The organism is Geodermatophilus sp. Leaf369, assembly GCF_001424455.1.
Taxonomy (GTDB): Bacteria; Actinomycetota; Actinomycetes; order Mycobacteriales; family Geodermatophilaceae; genus Klenkia.
This window is the reverse complement of sequence record NZ_LMQA01000004.1, coordinates 152,421-170,583: the sequence shown is the minus strand read 5'-3', so window position 1 is coordinate 170,583 and position 18,163 is coordinate 152,421. Positions and strand designations below refer to the sequence as shown.

The 18,163-nt window shown below is 73.3% G+C and carries 14 protein-coding genes; 12 read left to right on the top strand and 2 right to left on the bottom strand.

Annotation, left to right across the window (positions count from 1 at the left end; genetic code table 11):
• A complete protein-coding gene (locus ASG36_RS17185; RefSeq protein WP_055766738.1) occupies positions 1-2,823 on the bottom strand; it encodes an aconitate hydratase in 2,823 nt (940 codons plus the stop codon).
• A 194-nt stretch (positions 2,824-3,017) separates the two neighbouring features.
• Here ASG36_RS17185 and ASG36_RS17180 point away from each other — a divergent pair, with 194 nt between their 5' ends.
• The 9 genes from ASG36_RS17180 to ASG36_RS17140 all read left to right on the top strand — a co-directional run bounded on the left by ASG36_RS17180 (position 3,018) and on the right by ASG36_RS17140 (position 12,836).
• Positions 3,018-4,013 (top strand): phosphatase PAP2 family protein, encoded by a 996-nt coding sequence (locus ASG36_RS17180; protein ID WP_055766736.1) that lies wholly within the window; start codon positions 3,018-3,020, stop codon positions 4,011-4,013.
• A 33-nt stretch (positions 4,014-4,046) separates the two neighbouring features.
• Positions 4,047-5,585 (top strand): AMP-binding protein, encoded by a 1,539-nt coding sequence (locus ASG36_RS17175; protein WP_055766733.1) that lies wholly within the window; start codon positions 4,047-4,049, stop codon positions 5,583-5,585.
• Between the two features lie 140 nt (positions 5,586-5,725).
• On the top strand, positions 5,726-7,123 hold the full coding sequence (locus tag ASG36_RS17170; protein WP_235495169.1) for an NlpC/P60 family protein: 1,398 nt from the start codon (positions 5,726-5,728) through the stop codon (positions 7,121-7,123).
• Between the two features lie 358 nt (positions 7,124-7,481).
• A complete protein-coding gene (locus ASG36_RS17165) occupies positions 7,482-8,600 on the top strand; it encodes an AAA family ATPase (protein WP_369794103.1) in 1,119 nt (372 codons plus the stop codon).
• Positions 8,597-9,559, top strand: a complete 963-nt coding sequence (locus tag ASG36_RS17160; protein ID WP_235495167.1) for a DUF58 domain-containing protein — start codon at positions 8,597-8,599, stop codon at positions 9,557-9,559. The genes ASG36_RS17165 and ASG36_RS17160 overlap by 4 nt, the downstream gene beginning before the upstream one ends.
• Positions 9,556-10,512 (top strand): VWA domain-containing protein, encoded by a 957-nt coding sequence (locus ASG36_RS17155; protein ID WP_055766730.1) that lies wholly within the window; start codon positions 9,556-9,558, stop codon positions 10,510-10,512. The genes ASG36_RS17160 and ASG36_RS17155 overlap by 4 nt, the downstream gene beginning before the upstream one ends.
• 104 nt (positions 10,513-10,616) lie before the next feature.
• Positions 10,617-11,396 carry an amino acid ABC transporter substrate-binding protein gene (locus tag ASG36_RS17150; RefSeq protein ID WP_235495165.1) on the top strand — a complete coding sequence of 260 codons (780 nt, stop codon included), beginning with the start codon at positions 10,617-10,619 and terminating at the stop codon, positions 11,394-11,396.
• 19 nt (positions 11,397-11,415) lie between these two features.
• A complete protein-coding gene (locus ASG36_RS17145; protein WP_082523241.1) occupies positions 11,416-12,084 on the top strand; it encodes an amino acid ABC transporter permease in 669 nt (222 codons plus the stop codon).
• Positions 12,081-12,836: an amino acid ABC transporter ATP-binding protein gene (locus ASG36_RS17140; protein WP_055766727.1), complete on the top strand. Its 756-nt coding sequence runs from the start codon at positions 12,081-12,083 to the stop codon at positions 12,834-12,836. Before ASG36_RS17145 ends, ASG36_RS17140 begins: the two co-directional genes overlap by 4 nt.
• Here the strand turns inward: ASG36_RS17140 and ASG36_RS17135 are convergent.
• Positions 12,833-13,804 carry a zinc-binding dehydrogenase gene (locus tag ASG36_RS17135; RefSeq protein ID WP_055766725.1) on the bottom strand — a complete coding sequence of 324 codons (972 nt, stop codon included), beginning with the start codon at positions 13,802-13,804 and terminating at the stop codon, positions 12,833-12,835. The genes ASG36_RS17140 and ASG36_RS17135 overlap by 4 nt on opposite strands.
• A gap of 29 nt (positions 13,805-13,833) precedes the next feature.
• Between ASG36_RS17135 and ASG36_RS17130 the strand changes: the two genes are divergently transcribed.
• From ASG36_RS17130 to ASG36_RS17120, 3 genes are all read left to right on the top strand, one after another.
• Positions 13,834-14,295 carry a DUF6194 family protein gene (locus ASG36_RS17130; protein WP_200944544.1) on the top strand — a complete coding sequence of 154 codons (462 nt, stop codon included), beginning with the start codon at positions 13,834-13,836 and terminating at the stop codon, positions 14,293-14,295.
• 10 nt (positions 14,296-14,305) lie between these two features.
• Positions 14,306-15,700 carry a threonine/serine exporter ThrE family protein gene (locus ASG36_RS17125; RefSeq protein ID WP_055767761.1) on the top strand — a complete coding sequence of 465 codons (1,395 nt, stop codon included), beginning with the start codon at positions 14,306-14,308 and terminating at the stop codon, positions 15,698-15,700.
• A gap of 294 nt (positions 15,701-15,994) precedes the next feature.
• Complete coding sequence (locus ASG36_RS17120; RefSeq protein WP_055766723.1) at positions 15,995-18,160, top strand: DEAD/DEAH box helicase; 2,166 nt, start codon at positions 15,995-15,997, stop codon at positions 18,158-18,160.
• Positions 18,161-18,163: the final 3 nt, after the last annotated feature.

Here is an 18,163-nt window from a genome sequence, read left to right as displayed (position 1 = left end):
TCAGACCGAGGCAGACCCGCGGAGGGAGCGCAGCACGTACTGCATGATCCCGCCGTTGCGGTAGTAGTTCGCCTCGCCGGGGGTGTCGATCCGGACGGTGGCCTCGAAGGTCACGTCGCCGGCCTGCACGGTCACGGTCTTCGGGGTCGGGCCGTCGTTCATGGCCGAGATCCCGGTGACCGTGAACTCCTCGTCGCCGGTCAGGCCCAGGGACTCGCGGTCCTGGCCCTGGGGGTACTGCAGCGGCAGCACGCCCATGCCGATGAGGTTGGAGCGGTGGATGCGCTCGTAGCTCTCGGCGATGACGACCCGGACGCCCAGGAGCGCGGTGCCCTTGGCGGCCCAGTCGCGGGAGGAACCGGAACCGTACTCCTTGCCGGCCAGCACGACCAGCGGGATGCCGGCGTCGGCGTAGGAGCGGGAGGCGTCGTAGATCGTCGTCGTCTCGCCGGTCAGGTGGTCCTTGGTGACCCCGCCCTCGGTGCCGGGCACCAGCTGGTTGCGCAGCCGGATGTTGGCGAAGGTGCCGCGGATCATGACCTCGTGGTTCCCGCGGCGCGAGCCGTAGGAGTTGAAGTCCCGACGCTCGATGCCGTGCTCGGAGAGGTACTTGCCGGCCGGGGAGTCGGCCTTGATGGAGCCGGCGGGGGAGATGTGGTCGGTCGTCACCGAGTCACCCAGCACCGCCAGGGTGCGGGCGCCGCTGATGTCCACGACCGGGGAGGGCTCGGCCTCCATGCCGTCGAAGTACGGGGGCTTGCGCACGTAGGTGCTCTGGCTGTCCCACTCGAAGGTCTTGCCCTCGGGGGTGGGCAGGGCCTTCCACTGGGCGTCGCCGGCGAACACGTCGGCGTAGTCCTCGATGAACATCTCCTTGGTGATCGACTCGTCGATCGTCCGCTGGACGTCCAGCGGGGAGGGCCAGATGTCGCGCAGGAAGACGTCGTTGCCCTCGGGGTCCTGGCCCAGCGGGTCGTTGTTCAGGTCGACGTCCATCGAGCCGGCGATCGCGTAGGCGATGACCAGCGGCGGGGAGGCCAGGTAGTTCATCTTGACGTCGGGGTTGATCCGGCCCTCGAAGTTGCGGTTGCCCGAGAGCACCGAGACCACGGCGAGGTCGTTGTCGTTGACCGCCTTGCTGACGGCCTCGGGCAGCGGACCGGAGTTGCCGATGCAGGTGACGCAGCCGTAGCCGACCAGGTAGAAGCCGAGCTTCTCCAGGTAGGGGGTGAGCTGGGCCTTCTCGTAGTAGTCCATGACGACCTTGGACCCCGGCGCCAGCGTGGTCTTGACCCACGGCTTGGCGCTCAGGCCGCGCTCGACGGCGTTCTTGGCCAGCAGGGCCGCGCCGATCATCACCGAGGGGTTCGAGGTGTTGGTGCAGGAGGTGATCGAGGCGATGGTGACGTGGCCGTGGTCCACGAAGGTCTCCGTCCCGTCCTCCATCGTGATCGCGACGGGGTTGGAGGCGCGGTCCGGTACCTGGTCGGGGACGACGGTGTGCGGCTCGGCACCGGCGTTGCCGTTGCTGGCCGAGACCGGGTCCGAGGCCGGGAAGGTCTCCTCCACGCCCTCGTCGGAGACCGAGGCGGCGGTGGGGGCGTCGTCCACGCTGGTGTCGGCCGAGCCGGCGTAGGTGGGCAGCACCTCGCGGAAGGCCGCCTTGGCGTCGGTCAGCTGCACCCGGTCCTGGGGGCGCTTCGGGCCGGCGATGGAGGGCACGATCGTGCCGAGGTCGAGCTCCAGGTACTCGGAGAACGCCGGCTCGCGGGCGTCGTCGTGCCAGAGGCCCTGCTCCTTGGCGTAGGCCTCCACCAGGGCGACCTGCTCGGCCGGGCGACCGGTGAGCTCGAGGTAGCGGATGGTCTCCCCGTCGATGGGGAAGATGGCGGCCGTGGAGCCGAACTCCGGGCTCATGTTGCCGATGGTGGCGCGGTTGGCCAGCGGCACCGCGGAGACCCCGGCGCCGTAGAACTCCACGAACTTCCCGACCACGCCGTGCTTGCGCAGCATCTCGGTGATGGTGAGCACCAGGTCGGTGGCGGTGGTGCCGTCCGGCAGCTGGCCGGTGAGCTTGAAGCCCACGACGCGGGGGATCAGCATGGAGACGGGCTGGCCGAGCATGGCCGCCTCGGCCTCGATGCCGCCGACGCCCCAGCCCAGCACGCCGATGCCGTTGACCATCGTGGTGTGGCTGTCGGTGCCGACGCAGGTGTCGGGGTAGGCCAGCGTGCGGTCGCCCTCGGGGCGGGCGAAGATGACGCGGGCCAGGTGCTCGATGTTGACCTGGTGCACGATGCCGGTGCCCGGGGGAACGACCTTGAAGTCGTCGAACGCGCCCTGACCCCAGCGGAGGAACTGGTAGCGCTCGCCGTTGCGCTGGTACTCGATCTCGACGTTGCGCTCGAAGGACTCCGGGGTCCCGAACACGTCGGAGATGACCGAGTGGTCGATCACGAGCTCGGCCGGGGCCAGCGGGTTGATCTTCGTCGGGTCGCCGCCGAGGTCGGCCATCGCCTCGCGCATGGTGGCGAGGTCGACGATGCAGGGGACACCGGTGAAGTCCTGCATGACCACGCGGGCCGGGGTGAACTGGATCTCCTGGTCGGGCTCGGCCGACGGGTCCCAGTTCGCGATCGCCCGCACGTGGTCGGCGGTGATGTCCGCGCCGTCCTCGGTGCGGAGGAGGTTCTCCAGGAGGATCTTGAGGCTGTAGGGCAGCTTGTCAGCGCCCTCCACCGCGTCGAGCCGGAAGATGTCGTAGTCGGTGCCGTCGACGCTGAGTGTCGACCGTGCTCCGAAGCTGTCCTTGCTGGCTGCCACTGCGTGCGCCTCACCCTCGCTGGTCCGTTGCGCTTCTAGCACCCCCGATCATCCCAGCTCCCGCTCGAGCGTGCGGAGGAAGGCAACCCTTCCTTCCCGAGGTGACGGCGCTCACCGGGACTGCTGGGGCCCGCGGGACGTGTCCGCGCGGGAAACACCCCACGACCTGCGGGTGGTCGCCTAGCGTCCGCGCGGTGACGACGACGGTGGTGCCGACCCCGGCGGTGCTCGTCGCGGCCGACCGGCCCGCGCGGGGGCGCCGGCTGCGGACGGCGCTGTCGACGCTGCACCTGCTCGCCCTGACCGCCGTGTGCCTGGTGCTGGGGCTGCCCACCGACCGGCTCAGCGTGCTGCTCTGGGTGCTGACCGGGCTGGCCTGCCGGTGCCCCGGCCGCGGCCGGCGGGCCGCGGTGCAGCTGCTCGTGGACTGGGTGCCGCTGGGCGCGGTGCTGCTGGTCTACGACGCCAGCCGCGGGCTGGCCGACACCCTGGGCGCCCCGGTGCACGTCGCCGAGCCCGCCGCGGTGGACGCCGCCGTCTTCGGGGTGGTGCCCACGGTCTGGCTGCAGGCGAACGTCGCCGTCCCGGGCTGGCTGGCCGTGGTGGTGACGCTGGTCTACAGCAGCCACTTCGTGGTCACCCCGTTGCTGCTGGCCGGGCTGTGGCTGCGCGACCGGGCCCGCTGGCGCCGGTTCGCCGCCATGGTCGTCGGGCTCTCCCTGGCCGGGCTGGTCACCTACGTGCTCTACCCCGCCGCCCCGCCGTGGCTGGCGGCCCGGCAGGGCGTGATCGGCGAGGTGCACCGGCACAGCGGGGACGGCTGGGCCGAGTTGGGGCTGCCCCGGGCCGGGGCGCTGCTGCACGCCGGGCAGGGCTCGGTGAACCCGGTGGCCGCCGTCCCGTCGCTGCACACCGCCTTCGCCGTGCTGGTCTGTCTGGTCGGGCTCACCCTGGTCCGTCGTCGCTGGCAGCGGGTGCTGCTGGTGGCCTATGCGGTCGCGATGCCGGTGGCCCTGGTCTGGTCGGGGGAGCACTACGTGGTGGACACCGTGCTGGGGGCGCTGTACGCCGGGGCGGTGTTCCTCGGGGTGACCCTCGTCGTCCCGGTGCTGGGTCAGGCGGCCGGACGCGCGCGGGGCCGGGTGTCGGGGGCAGGCGTTAGCGTGACGTCGACCACGTCCCGCGGCTGACCCCCGGTCGGCCCACGACCCACCGGAGCCGGCATGCGCGTGCCCCTGACCACCCGTGACTTCCTCGACCGGGCCGAGCTCGTCTACGGCGACCGGGTGGGCATCGTCGACGAGCCCACCCAGCCCGCGGAGTCCCTCGGCGAGCTGACCTACCGCGAGGTCGCCCGCCGGGCGCGCGCGGTGTCGGCCGGCCTCGACGCGCTGGGCATCGGGGAGGGCGAGCGGGTGGCGGTGGTCAGCCACAACTCCGCCCGCGTGCTGGAGCTGCTCTACGGCGTGCCCAGCCACGGCCGGGTGCTGGTGCCGGTGAACTTCCGGCTCTCGGCGGAGGAGGTCTCCTACATCGTCGAGCACTCCGGGGCCCGCGTGCTCATCGTCGACCCCGAGGTGGAGCCCACGCTGACGGGCGTCACCGCCGAGCACCGGCTGCTCACCGGCGAGGAGTACGAGCAGGGCCTGCTGCGCTTCGACGCCGAGGCCCGGCCGTGGGCCGAGCCCGACGAGGACGCCACCGCCACGATCAACTACACCTCGGGGACGACGGCACGGCCCAAGGGCGTGCAGATGACCCACCGCAACATCTGGACCAACGCGGTGCTGTTCGGCATGCACATGCAGGTCAGCGACCGCGACGTCTACCTGCACACGCTGCCGATGTTCCACTGCAACGGCTGGGGCCTGCCCTACTCCATGGCCGGGGTGGGCGCCCGCCAGGTGCCCATCCGCAAGATCGACGGCGCCGAGATCCTGCGCCGGGTCGAGCAGCACGGGATCACGATGATGGCCGGTGCCCCGGCGGTCTGGAACGCCGTGCTGGACGCCGCCGCCGAGTGGGAGGGGGAGGTGCCCGGCCGCGACCAGGTGCGCATCGTCGTCGCCGGCGCCCCGCCGCCGTCCCGCACGATCGCCCGGGTCGAGCAGGAGCTGGGCTGGGAGTTCAACCAGATCTACGGCCTCACCGAGACCGCGCCGTTGCTGACGGTCAACCGCCCGCGGGCCGAGTACGACGACCTCGAGCCGATCGAGCGGGCCAGGGCACTGTCCCGGGCCGGGGTGCCGTCGCTGGGCACCCGGATGCGCACCAGCGAGTCCGGTGAGGTGCTGGCGCAGTCGAACACCGTGCTCGCCGGGTACTGGGAGAACCCCGACGCCAGCGCCGAGGCCTTGGACGGGGGCTGGTTCCACACCGGTGACGGCGGCACGATCGACGAGGCCGGCTACCTCACGATCTCCGACCGCAAGAAGGACGTGATCATCACCGGCGGGGAGAACGTGTCCTCCATCGAGGTGGAGGACGCCGTGTTCAGCCACCCCGCCGTCTCCGAGGTCGCCGTCATCGGGGTCCCCGACGAGAAGTGGGGGGAGATGGTGACCGCGCTCGTCGTGCTCACCGAGGGCGAGACGGTCTCCGAGGCCGACCTGATCGCGCACTGCCGCACCCGGCTGGCCGGCTACAAGCTGCCCAAGCGGGTCGAGTTCCGCGACGCCATCCCGCGCACCGCCACCGGCAAGATCCAGAAGTTCAAGCTGCGCCAGGCCTTCTGGTCGGGCAGCGAGCGGCAGGTCAACTGACACCGGGCGTCTCCCCCCGAGGGGGGAGACGCCCCCGGCACCCCCTCAAGGCCCCACCACCGCCCGTCGACGGGACACGTGAGGCCGCTCCCCGGAGAGCGGCCGACCGTGGTCGTGAGTGGTGGAAGAGGTCGTCAGGCGTGCAGACGAAGGTGCGGGGAACCCTCCGGGGCGAGCGTGGTCAGCGGTGGTCGGTGCGGTTCGGTGGGGTGCTCATCGCCGCGGCGGTCGCCGTCGGGATCGCGCCGGGGACGGCCTCGGCCGCGCCGGTGAACCCCAGCGACGGGGAGATCGCCCAGGCCCAGACCGCCCAGGACGCCGCCGCCGCCGAGGTGGGGGCGATCTCCGCCCAGCTGGCGTCCGCGCAGTCCGGTGTCGCCACCGCGCAGCAGGAGTCGGCCATCGCGCTGGACTCCTACCAGCAGAAGCAGGAGGAGTACGAGACCGCCCGCGCCGCGGCCGACACCGCCGCTGCGGCCGCCACCCAGGCCACCGCCGACCTCGGCGTCGCCCAGGTGCAGCTCTCGGACTTCGCCCGCACCTCCTACATGGAGGGCAGCACCTTCTCCGGTGCCGCCTCCCTGCTCGACGCATCCTCCCCGGGGGAGCTGATCGAGCGGGCCGCCCTGCTCGAGGCCGCCGGTGCCGACCACTCCGACGTCCTCGACGAGGTCACCGTCCTGCAGCAGCAGGCCACCGCCGCCGACGCCGCCGCCCAGACGGCGCTCGCCGACGCCGACGCCCTGCAGGCCGAGGCCGCGGACTCCCTCGCCGCAGCGCAGGCCGCGGAGACCTCCGCCCGGGCCCAGGCCGCCGCCCTCGCCCAGCAGCAGGTCACCCTCGACGCCCAGCTGCAGGCTGCCCAGCAGGTCCTCCTCGGTCTCGAGGGCGCCCGCGAGGCCGCCGAGGCCTACGCCCAGCAGCAGGCCGCGGACGCCGCCGCCGAGGCCGCCGCGCAGACCCAGGCCCAGCAGCAGGCCGCCGCGGCCGCCGCCGCGGCGAACCGGCCGTCCACCCCGGCCGCCTCCGCGCCGTCCTCGTCCCGCCCGACCACGGCGGCCCCGGCGCCCGCGCCGGCCCCGTCCCGCCCGGTCACCCCGGCCCCGGCCCCGGTCGCCGGTCCGGCCAACGCCTCCGCGTCGACCACCGCGATCAACGCCGCCATGCGCTACCTGGGCACGCCCTACTCCTGGGGTGGCGGCGGCAGCCGCGGCCCGGGCTACGGGATCAGCCCCGACACCGGCGTCTACGGCTTCGACTGCTCCGGGCTGACCCAGTACGCCTACGCCCAGGCCGGCATCTCCATCCCACGCAACAGCCAGAGCCAGTACAACGCCCTGCCCAAGGTCTCCCGGGCGAACCTGCAGCCCGGCGACCTCGTCTTCTGGGGCACCAACGGCTCGGCGTCCCGGATCTACCACGTGGCGATCTACATCGGGAACAACAAGGTGGTCCAGGCCCCGCAGAGCGGCGACGTCGTCAAGGTGTCGTCGATCTGGAACTACGACTACGCGGGAGCAGCCCGCCCGTCGGCCTGAGCGCAGACGCAGAACAGGCCCGCACCGGAGTCCGGTGCGGGCCTGTTGTGCGTTGGGGCGTCGGGCAGCCACGGGGGGAGCTGCCCGACGCAGGCCGAACGGTAGCAGCAGTGGGGCGGGTGGGACACCCGGTGCTCCCCGCCTGGGGACGGCGAGTCGCCGGGCGCCGCTCACCCGCCGCTCACCCGGCCGAGCAGTGGGTGGACACAGGCAGGTGGGGGACACTGGGGAGGCGGGGGCGCGTCGGCCCCGTACGGACCAGACCGCACACGCACCAGGGAGCCCCGTGACCAGCGCTGCCAGCAGCCCGCCCGAGCAGTCCCCGCAGCAGCACACCCCGCCGGCCACCGACGCGGCGTTGCTCGAGCGGGTGGTGTTCGAGGTCAAGCGGGTCATCGTCGGGCAGGACCGGCTGGTCGAGCGGATGCTCGTCGGCCTGCTGGCCCGGGGCCACGTGCTGCTCGAGGGCGTCCCCGGCGTCGCGAAGACCCTGGCCGTGGAGACCCTGGCGACCGCGGTCGGCGGCTCGTTCGCCCGCCTGCAGTTCACCCCCGACCTGGTGCCCGCCGACATCATCGGCACCCGCATCTACAAGGCCGGCCAGGACGCCTTCGACACCGAGCTCGGCCCGGTGTTCGCCAACTTCGTGCTCACCGACGAGATCAACCGCGCTCCGGCCAAGGTGCAGTCGGCGCTGCTGGAGGTCATGGCCGAGCGCCAGGTGTCCATCGGCGGTGTCACCCACCCGCTGCCGGACCCCTTCCTGGTGCTGGCCACGCAGAACCCGATCGAGAGCGAGGGCGTCTACCAGCTGCCCGAGGCCCAGCGGGACCGCTTCCTGATGAAGGTGCTGGTGGACTACCCCACGCCCGAGGAGGAGCGCGAGATCGTCTACCGGATGGGCGCGAACCCGCCGCACGCGGAGACCGTGCTCGGCCCCGACGACCTCCGTCGGCTGCAGCGGACCGCCTCGGGCGTCTTCGTGCACCACGCACTGGTCGACTACGTCGTCCGGCTGGTGGTGGCGACCCGGTCGCCGCGCGAGCACGGCATGGCCGACGTCGCGAACTGGGTCACCTACGGCGCCAGCCCGCGCGCCACGCTGGGCCTGATCGGGGCCAGCCGTGCGATCGCGCTGCTCCGCGGCCGGGACTACGTGCTGCCCCAGGACGTCCTGGACATCACCGCCGACGTGCTCCGGCACCGCCTGGTGCTCTCCTACGACGCGCTGGCCGACGGCGTGCCCGCCGACCACGTGGTCAAGCGCATCTTGCAGAGCGTTCCGCTGCCCCAGGTGACCCCGCGGCAGCGCTCCGGCGGCTTCGGTCCCGGCACCCCCGGCGGTCCGGCCGTGCCGGGCAGCGGCGGCCCGCAGGGTCCGCAGCCGTGGGGCGGTCCGCAGGGTCAGCCCCGTCCCGCGACCCCGCCGCAGTCGTCCCCCCAGCAGGGCTTCGGCGCCGGACCGCAGTCGGCGTGAGCCCGCGCCGCCGTCCCGACGCCGAGCCCACGGCGGTGCCGCCGCCCACCCACTTCGGGGACGGCGGCAACGCCGACGTGCTGCTGCGCCGCCTGGAGCTCACCGTCCGGCGGCGGCTGGACGGCCTGCTGCAGGGCGACCACCTGGGGCTGGTGCCCGGCTCGGGCACCGAGGCCGGTGACTCGCGCAGCTACCACCCCGGGGACGACGTCCGGCGGATGGACTGGTTCGTGACCGCCCGCACCCAGACCCCCTACGTGCGGGAGACCATCGCCGACCGGGAGCTGGAGACCTGGGTGGTGCTGGACCTGTCGGCCTCCCTGGACTTCGGGACGGCGGACTGCGAGAAGCGGGACCTGGCGATCGCCGGACTGGCCGCGGTGAGCCACCTGACCGTGCGCGACGGCAACCGGCTCGGAGCCGTCGTCACCACCGGGGAGCGGGTGGACCGCTACCCGGCGCTGCCCGGTCGGCTGGCTGCCGACCGGCTGCTGCGCCAGGTCGTGGCCACGCCCCGGGCGTCCGGGGGGCGCCGCGGCGACCTGGCTGCGGCGCTGGAGACGCTGCGCCGTCCGCCCCGCCGGCGGGGGCTGGTGTGCGTGGTCTCGGACTTCCTCGGAGACGCCGACTGGGAGCGCCCGCTGCGCGGGCTGTCCAGCCGGCACGAGCTGCTGGCCGTGGAGGTGCTCGACCCGCGTGAGCTGGAGCTGGCCGACGTCGGGCTCCTGACGGTGGTCGACCCGGAGACCGGACAGACCCTCGAGGTGCCCACCGGCAACGCCGAGGTGCGCCGGAGGTTCGCCGAGGGCGCCGCCGCCCAACGCCGCCAGATCGCCGCCACCCTGCGCCGCTGCGGTGCCGGGCACCTGCAGCTGCGCACCGACCGAGACTGGGTGACCGACGTGGTGCGGTTCGTCGCCGACCGCCGCCGCGCCGGCGCCGGAGGGGCCTCCCGATGACGTTCCAGTCCCCGCTGTGGCTGCTGGGCCTGCTCGCCGTGCTGGCGCTCGCCGCGTTCTACGTGGTGATGCAGCTCCGCCGGAAGACGTACGCCGCCCGGTTCACCAACGTGGCCATGCTCGGTTCGCTGGTGCCCAAGCGGCCCGGCTGGCGGCGACACCTGTCCTTCGGCCTGGTCGTGGTCGCCCTCGGCGCGCTGGTGCTCTCGCTGGCCCAGCCCTCCACCGAGGTGCGGGTGCCCCGGGAGCGGGCCACGGTGATCATGGCCGTCGACGTGTCGCTGTCCATGCAGGCCACCGACATCGAGCCCGACCGCTTCGCCGCGATGCAGACCGCGGCCAAGCAGTTCGTGGACATCCTCCCGGAGCGGATCAACCTGGGGCTGGTGTCCTTCGCGGGCTCGGCCACCACGCTGGTCACCCCGACGACCGACCGGGCCTCGGTGCGGACGGCGATCGACAACCTGGAGCTGGCCGAGTCCACCGCGATCGGCGAGGCGGTGTTCACCTCGCTCACCGCGATCCAGAACTACCAGTCCTCCCTGGAGGACACCGGTGAGGAGGCCGCCCCGGCCCGGGTGATCCTGTTGTCCGACGGCTACAACACCGTCGGCCGCCCCGACACCCAGGCCGTCGAGGCCGCGATCGGCGCCCAGATCCCGGTCTCGACGATCGCGTTCGGCACCGACTTCGGGACCCTGGACCTGGAGGGCGAGACCGTCCCGGTCCCGGTCGACCGGACCACCCTGGAGTCCATCGCCGACCAGACCGGCGGCTCCTACTCCGAGGCAGCCAGCGCCGAGGAGCTCGAGCAGGTCTACGCCGACCTGGGCAGCCAGATCGGCTACGTCAGCGAGCCCCAGGACATCAGCCCGTGGTTCGTCCGCGGGGGCGTCCTCTTCGCCTTCCTCGGCGTCGTCCTCTCCCTGCTCTGGACCAACCGCCTGCTCTAGCCGCCGTGTGCGACCCGCCACCCGGCGGAATGCCCCGGGCCCGGACCGGTTGTGGGCTGAGGGCGTCCGCCCCACCCGTCCCGCCCGAACCCCCGGAGCTCATCGTGCGCACCCGTTTGTCCCTGACCGTCGCCCTGGCCTCCGCACTGGTGCTGTCCGCCTGCAGCGGGGGCTCCGACGACGCAGGCTCCGGCGGCGACGCCGACGTGCTGCGGGTGGCCACCGAGGGCACGTACGCGCCCTTCTCCTTCCACGACCCGGACACCGACGAGCTCACCGGCTACGACGTCGAGGTGGCCCGCGCGGTGGGCGAGGAGCTCGGCATGGAGGTCGAGTTCAGCGAGACCACGTTCGACTCGATCTTCGCCGGCCTCGAGGCCGACCGGTACGACGTCATCGCCAACCAGGTGTCGATCAACCCCGAGCGCGAGGAGTCCTACCTCTTCTCCACGCCCTACACCGTGTCGACCGGTGTGGTCATCACCCGGGCCGACGACGACAGCGTGACCTCGCTGGCCGACGTCGCGGGGAAGACGAGCGCCCAGTCGCTCACCAGCTCCTTCTACGAGACCGCCACCGCCGCCGGGGCCCAGATCGAGGCCGTCGAGGGCTTCACCCAGGCGATCACGCTGCTCAAGCAGGAGCGCGTGGACGTCACGATCAACGACAGCCTGGCCTTCCTGGAGTACCAGGCGACCACCGGTGACGAGGACGTGAAGATCGCCGCCGAGATCGACGAGCCCAGCGAGCAGGCCCTGGTCTTCCGTCAGGACGAGACCGACCTGCAGTCCCGCGTCGACGACGCGCTGGAGTCGCTGCGCGCCGACGGCACGCTGGCCGAGATCTCCGAGCGGTACTTCGGCGAGGACGTCAGCGGCCAGTGACGCACCGGGCGGCGGGGCAGTGAACGGGATCGACTGGGAGCTGGTCCGCAGCAGCCTCTGGCCGCTGGCCGAGGGCCTGATCCGCGGGACCATCCCGCTGACCGTCGTCAGCTTCGTGCTGGGGCTGGCCCTGGCGGTGCTGCTGGCGCTGATGCGGCTCTCGGGCCGCCGGCTGGTGTCGGGGGTGGCCCGGGCCTACGTCTCGGTGATCCGCGGGACGCCGCTGCTCCTGCAGCTGTTCATCGTGTTCTTCGGACTGCCGTCGCTCGGGCTGACGATCGACCCGTGGCCCAGCGCGATCATCGCGCTGACCCTGAACGTGGGCGGCTACGCCTCCGAGGCGGTGCGCGGGGCGATCCTCGCCGTGCCGCGCGGGCAGTGGGAGGCGGCCATGACGGTGGGGATGGGTCGGACGACCACCCTGCGCCGCGTGGTGCTGCCCCAGGCCTCCCGCATCGCCGTCCCCTCGTTGAGCAACACGCTCATCTCGCTGGTCAAGGACACGTCGCTGGTCTCGGCGATCACGGTCACCGAGCTGTTGCGCACGGCCCAGGAGATCGCGGCGCCGAGCTTCGAGTTCTTCACGCTCTACGGCCTGGCGGCCGTCTACTACTGGGTGGTGTGCCTCGTGCTGTCCTTCGGTCAGACCCGGCTGGAGACCCGGCTGTCCCGGTACGTGGCCGCGTGAGCGCGGCGCTGCTCGAGGCCCGCGGGCTGGTCAAGTCCTTCGGGGACAACCAGGTGCTGCGGGGCGTCGACGTCGTCGTCCCCTCCGGGTCGGTGACCTGCCTGATCGGCCCGTCCGGGTCGGGCAAGACCACGGTGCTGCGCAGCCTGAACGGGCTGGAGACACCGGAGTCCGGCACGGTCCGGGTCGGCGACGTCGCGCTGGACTGGGCCGAGCGGCCCGGCACCAAGGCGGTGTCCCGGCTGCGCGACCAGAGCGGGATGGTCTTCCAGGCGCACAACCTGTTCCCGCACCTCACCGTGCTGGAGAACGTGACGTCCGGCCCGGTGCTCGCCCAGCACCGGCCTCGCGACGAGGCGCGCACCGAGGCCCGCGAGCTGCTGGCCCGGGTGGGGCTGGCGGACAAGGCGGACGCCTACCCGGTGCAGCTGTCCGGTGGCCAGCAGCAGCGGGTGGGCATCGCCCGTGCCCTGGCCACCAAGCCGCGGGTGGTCCTCTTCGACGAGCCGACCAGTGCGCTGGACCCCGAGCTGGTCGGTGAGGTGCTGCGGGTGATGCAGTCGCTGGCCGCCGAGGGCTGGACGATGGTCGTGGTCACCCACGAGATGCGGTTCGCCCGGCAGGTGGCCGACCAGGTGCTGTTCCTGGACGGCGGCGTCGTGGTCGAACAGGGGCCGCCGTCGCAGGTGCTCGTCGAGCCGCGCGAGCAGCGCACCCAGCAGTTCCTGCAGCGCCTTCTCGACCCGCTCTAGCGGCTGGGGTCGAGGCTCAGCTTGCCGGTGGTGCGGCGCGACAGGATGTCCTGGTGGGCCTCGCGGACGGCGGTCAGCGGGTACCGGCCGCCGCTGATCGGCTGCAGCTCCCCGGCGGCGACCATCGGCAGCAGCTCGCCCATGGCGACGTCGAGCATCTCCGGCGCCGCCATGCAGTGCGCCAGCCAGAACCCGATGACGGCGCGGGACTTCTGCATGAGCGCAGGGGCCTGCACCGGCGACGGAGGCGTGCGGGCCGCCATGCCGTAGGCGACCAGCCGGCCGAACGGGGCGAGCGCGGACAGCGCGCCGTCGAACACCGGCCCACCGGTCATCTCCAGGACGACGTCGACCGGCTTGCCGCCGTTGGCCTCCCGCAGCGCCGCGGTGAAGGTCTTCGGGTCGCCCTCGGCCAGTGCCGGGTCGACGGTGGCGTCGGCGCCCAGGGTCTGGGTGAGCTCGCGCTTCTCCGCACTCGACGCGGTGGCGATGACCCGCCCGGCGCCCCACCGCTTGGCCAGCTGCACCGCGAGCGAGCCGACCCCGCCGGCGCCGGCGACGACGACGACGGTCTCGCCCGCGGCCAGGTGGGCCGAGGTGCGCAGCAGGTGCCACGCGGTGGTGCCCTGTAGGACGACGGCCAGGGCCTGCTCGTCGGTCACGCCGTCCGGGACCGCCCACGACAGCCGGTCGACCGCGGCGACGCGCTCGGCGTAACCGCCGCCGTCGAGCAGCCCGACCACCCGCTGACCGCCGCCCACCGGGGTGCCGACGAACTCCGCGCCGGGCACCAGCGGCAGCGTCTGCGCCGCCAGGTAGGAGTTCTCGACCTGGTGGGTGTCGGCGTAGTTGACCCCGACCGCGGAGACCTCGTGCAGGGTCTGGCCCGCGCCGGGGGTGGGGTCGGGGAGGTCGACGACGTCGAGGACCTCGGGGCCGCCGAAGCGGGTGATCTGCACAGCACGCATGCCGGCGAGGCTAGGACAGACTGACCGGCATGGGCATCGAGGACCTGCTGGCGACCGTCCGCGGCTTCGACGGGGTCGTCGAGCTGGCGCCGCAGCCGGGCAGTGACGCCCCGGAGATCGCCTGGAGCGACCACTTCTTCTACTGGGCGGCCGACGGGCGCGTGCCCCAGCGCGGGCAGCCGTACGCCACGATCATCACGAAGGACTACCCGGACGACACGAGGTCCCAGCTCGACCGGCCGGGGCGCTTCAGGGTGAACGTGCAGGTCCCTGCGGCGGAGTTCGTCGAGCTGGTGGGCGACGTCGGTGACGACCGGGACCACGCCGAGGCCGACCGGGTCCTCCCGCACCCGGTGTACGCGGCGCAGTCGTGGATCGCGGTGGTGGACCCGGGCCCCCGGACGACGCCGATCCTGCTCCGGCTGCTCGAGGCCGCACACGACCGCGCCGGCCTGCGTGGGGTGCGCCGGGGGGACGTCGCCGGTCCGTAGCGTGCTCGCCGTGCCACCCAGCGACCGCGATCCCCGGCAGCGGTTGTCCGACCGGGCCAAGCGGGCCGTGACCGGCTCCGGCCCGCCCACCGAGCCGCTGGCGCTGCGGGCGCAGCCCAGCGGGGTCGACCCCGCCACCGCCCGCTCGGCGTTGAGCCTTGCGCTGCGGGTGGGGGAGTCGATGATGGCCGTCGGCGCCTCGGCGGCCGACGTCACCGCCACCGTGCTGCGGGTGGCCGCGGCCTACGGGCTCACCGACTGCCAGGTCGACATGACCTTCACCTCGCTGACGATCGGCTACGACCCCGACGACGTCCCGCCGCTGGTGCTGATGCGGATCGTCCGCCCGCGCGGGCTGGACTACACCCGGTTGCAGGGGATCACCGACCTGGCCGCCCAGGTGACCACCGGGCTGCTCGACCTGGACACCGCGCACCGGAGGCTGGACGTCGTGCTGGCCGCCCCGCACCCCTTCCGGCGGCAGATCCACGCCCTCGGCTGGTCCGGGGTGGCCGGGAGCGTGGCCTTCCTGCTCGGCGGCGGTTGGCTGGTGGCCCTGGTCGCCGCGGTCACCACAGCGGTCGTCGAGCGCACGATCCGGGCGCTGAACCGGCGCGGGTTGCCGGTGTTCTTCCAGCAGGCCGCCGGTGCCGCGGTCGCGACCGGGACGGCGGTCCTGCTCGTCGTGTTCGACGTCCAGATCCGTGCGTCGCTGGTGGTCGCGGCCGGCATCGTCGTGCTGCTGGCGGGCCTGTCGCTGGTGGGCGCGGCGGAGGACGCGATCAGCGGGTTCCCGGTGACGGCGGCGGCCCGGGCGTTCGAGGTGCTCACCCTGACCACCGGGATCGTCGTGGGCATCGCCGGCGTCCTGGACGTGGCCCAGCGCTGGCAGGTGCCGCTGCGGGTGGTCGACCCGGCGACGGTCACCGTCCCGTTCGTGGTCACCGTCGTGGCGGCTGCGGTGATGGGTGCCTCGTGGGCGGCGGCGTCCTACGCCCGGCCCTACGCCGTCGCGATCGCCACCGGTGCCGGGGCCCTGGCCTGGTCGGCGTCGGCCGGGGCGACGGCCCTGGGCGCGGGTCCGGCCGTGTCCGCCGGGGTGGCCGCCGTCGTCGTCGGTCTGGGCGGGGAGGCCCTGGGCGACCGGATGCACGTGCCGGCCCTGCTGGTCGCCGTGTGCGGCATCGTCCCGCTGCTGCCCGGGCTGGCGATCTACCGCGGGTTGTTCGCCGTCGTGGTCGAGGGCGACGTGCCTGGTGGCACCGCCCAGTTGATCGGGGCCGCCGCGGTCGGGCTGGCGCTGGCCGCCGGGGTCGTGCTCGGCCGGTACCTCGGCCGGCCGCTGGGCGGGCGGGGCGACCGGTTCGAGCGGCGTGTCCGGCGGCGGGCCACCCGGACCGAGTGAGGCGCACCGGTCCGCCGGCGGTGTCCACCCGGTAGGATCGGCGGCGACGTCAGGCCCCGGGCCGGCGCCGCTCGTCCCACGACCCCCCTCCCCGTGCACCTCGGGAGTCCGGGCCCCAGCGCATCGTCGGTGGTCCGCTCCGCCCACGGGTGGCCGTTCCGTCGTGGTGGTCGCCCCCAGACGTCGGGGGAGCCGGACGCAGCGTGTGCCGCGGGTGCCCGTCGTCCGGCCGCGGGGCGGTGCGTCTCGACGCACGGCAGCACCGGGCCGGGGCAATCCCCTGAGGAGGAGTGAGTGGCTCGAGCAGGACAGCGTTCCCACGGGGGTCGCGGCTCCACGAAGGAGCAGCGACGCACCCGGGGCCCCGAGGACGTCATCGCGGTGCTCGCCCGCGCCGTGCGCGACGTCGAGGGAGCCGCGCAGAAGGGCCGGGTCACCCCGGCCGTGCGCACCAAGTTCCAGGCCGTCGCGCTGCTGGTCCGTGAGCAGCACGCCAAGGTGAAGGCCGAGACCGAGGGCAGCGCCGCGCACCGCGCCGAGCAGCTCAAGCGCCTGGACGGCATCGGCACGATCCTGGCCAAGACCGCCGTCCGCGACCCCTCGCTGCTGGCCCTGCTCGCCGACGAGGCCGTCGTCTCCGGCGCCGCCCGCGCCTTGGCCCGGGACATGCTGCGGGTCGGTGGCATCGAGCCGCTGGAGGAGGAGGCCCCCGTGGCGGCCCCGGTCGCCGCCGCGCCCACGCTCGGCAGCGAGCGCCGCGTCGTCCCCCAGTCGGTGGTCTCCCGCCAGCTGGCCAACCCGTTCCTGGCGCCGGACTTCTCCGCCGTCCGGCCCGCCCAGACCGCGCCCCGCCGGCTCGGCGGCTGGGAGCTCATCGGCCCACTGCTGCGCTCCTTCGAGCGCGCCGGCGGCGGTGGCCCGGCCGTGATGGAGCTGCCCGACGCCACCTGGATCCGCCCGCCCGCGGGCCTGGAGCTCATGCCGCACCAGGTCCAGCTGGTCGCCTCGGCCGCCGCCGGGCACCGCACCTACCTGCTCGCCGACGAGCCCGGCCTGGGCAAGACCGCCCAGGCGCTGATGGCCGCCGAGGCCGCCAACGCCTACCCGCTGCTGGTCGTCGTCCCCAACGTGGTGAAGACCAACTGGGCCCGCGAGGCCGCTCGCTGGGTGCCCCAGCGGGCGACCACGGTCATCCACGGGGACGGCGAGACCATCGACGGGTTCGCCGACGTGGTGATCGTCAACTACGAGGTGCTGGACCGGCACGTCGGCTGGATCTCCGACTTCGGGTTCCGCGGGATGGTCGTCGACGAGGCGCACTTCATCAAGAACAAGACCTCCCAGCGTTCCCAGAACGTGCTCAGCCTGTCCGCGAAGATCCAGTCGCGGGGGCCCAAGCCGTTGCTCATGGCGCTCACCGGCACCCCGCTGATCAACGACATCGAGGACTTCCGGGCGATCTGGCAGTTCCTCGGCTGGATCGACGAGTCCAAGCCGCTCGGTGAGCTGATGGACGCACTCGACGACATCGGGCTCACCCCCGCCGACCCCGGTTTCTACCCCGAGGCGCGGCGCTGCGTGATCGACCTGGGCATCGTCCGGCGCCGGAAGGTCGACGTCGCCGCCGACATCCCGGCCCGCCGGATCGCCGACCTGCCCGTCGAGCTCGACGGCGCCGCCGGGCGCTCCATCCGGGCCGCGGAGAAGGTGCTGGCCCGCCGGATGGTCAACCGCTACGAGTCGGCGCTGGCCGCCCGGGGCGGGGCCACCGAGGTCGAGGGCATCGACCACGAGTTGGTGCGCAAGGTGGCCGGCTGGGAGCAGAAGGACACCAGCACCGGCGAGTCCGGGGAGAACGTGTTCTCCATGATGCGCCGGATCGGTGAGGCCAAGGCCGGCCTGGCCGCCGACTACGCCGCCCAGCTGGCCCGCAGCGCCGGCAAGGTCGTCTTCTTCGCCAAGCACGTCGCGGTGATGGACGCCGCCGAGCAGACGTTCGCCGAGCTCGGGCTGAAGTACTCCTCCATCCGCGGTGAGCAGACCTCGACCACGCGGCAGAAGCAGATCGACGCCTTCGTCAACGACCCCGAAATCACGATCGCGGTCTGCTCGCTGACCGCCGCCGGGGTGGGCATCAACCTGCAGGTCGCCTCCAACATCGTGCTGGCCGAGCTGTCCTGGACCGACGCCGAGCAGACCCAGGCGATCGACCGCAGCCACCGGATCGGGCAGACCGAGCCGGTGACGGCGTGGCGGATCATCGCCGCGCAGACCCTGGACGCGCGGATCGCCGAGCTGATCGACGGCAAGGCCGGGCTCGCCGCCCGCGCCCTGGACGGCTCCGACGAGGAGGTCGGCTCCTCGGTCGACGTCCAGCTCGAGGCCCTGGTCGCGCTGCTCACCGCGGCACTGGAGGCCCGGCCCGTCGTCTCGGCGCCGGTGTCGTTCTCCGCCTCCTGACCT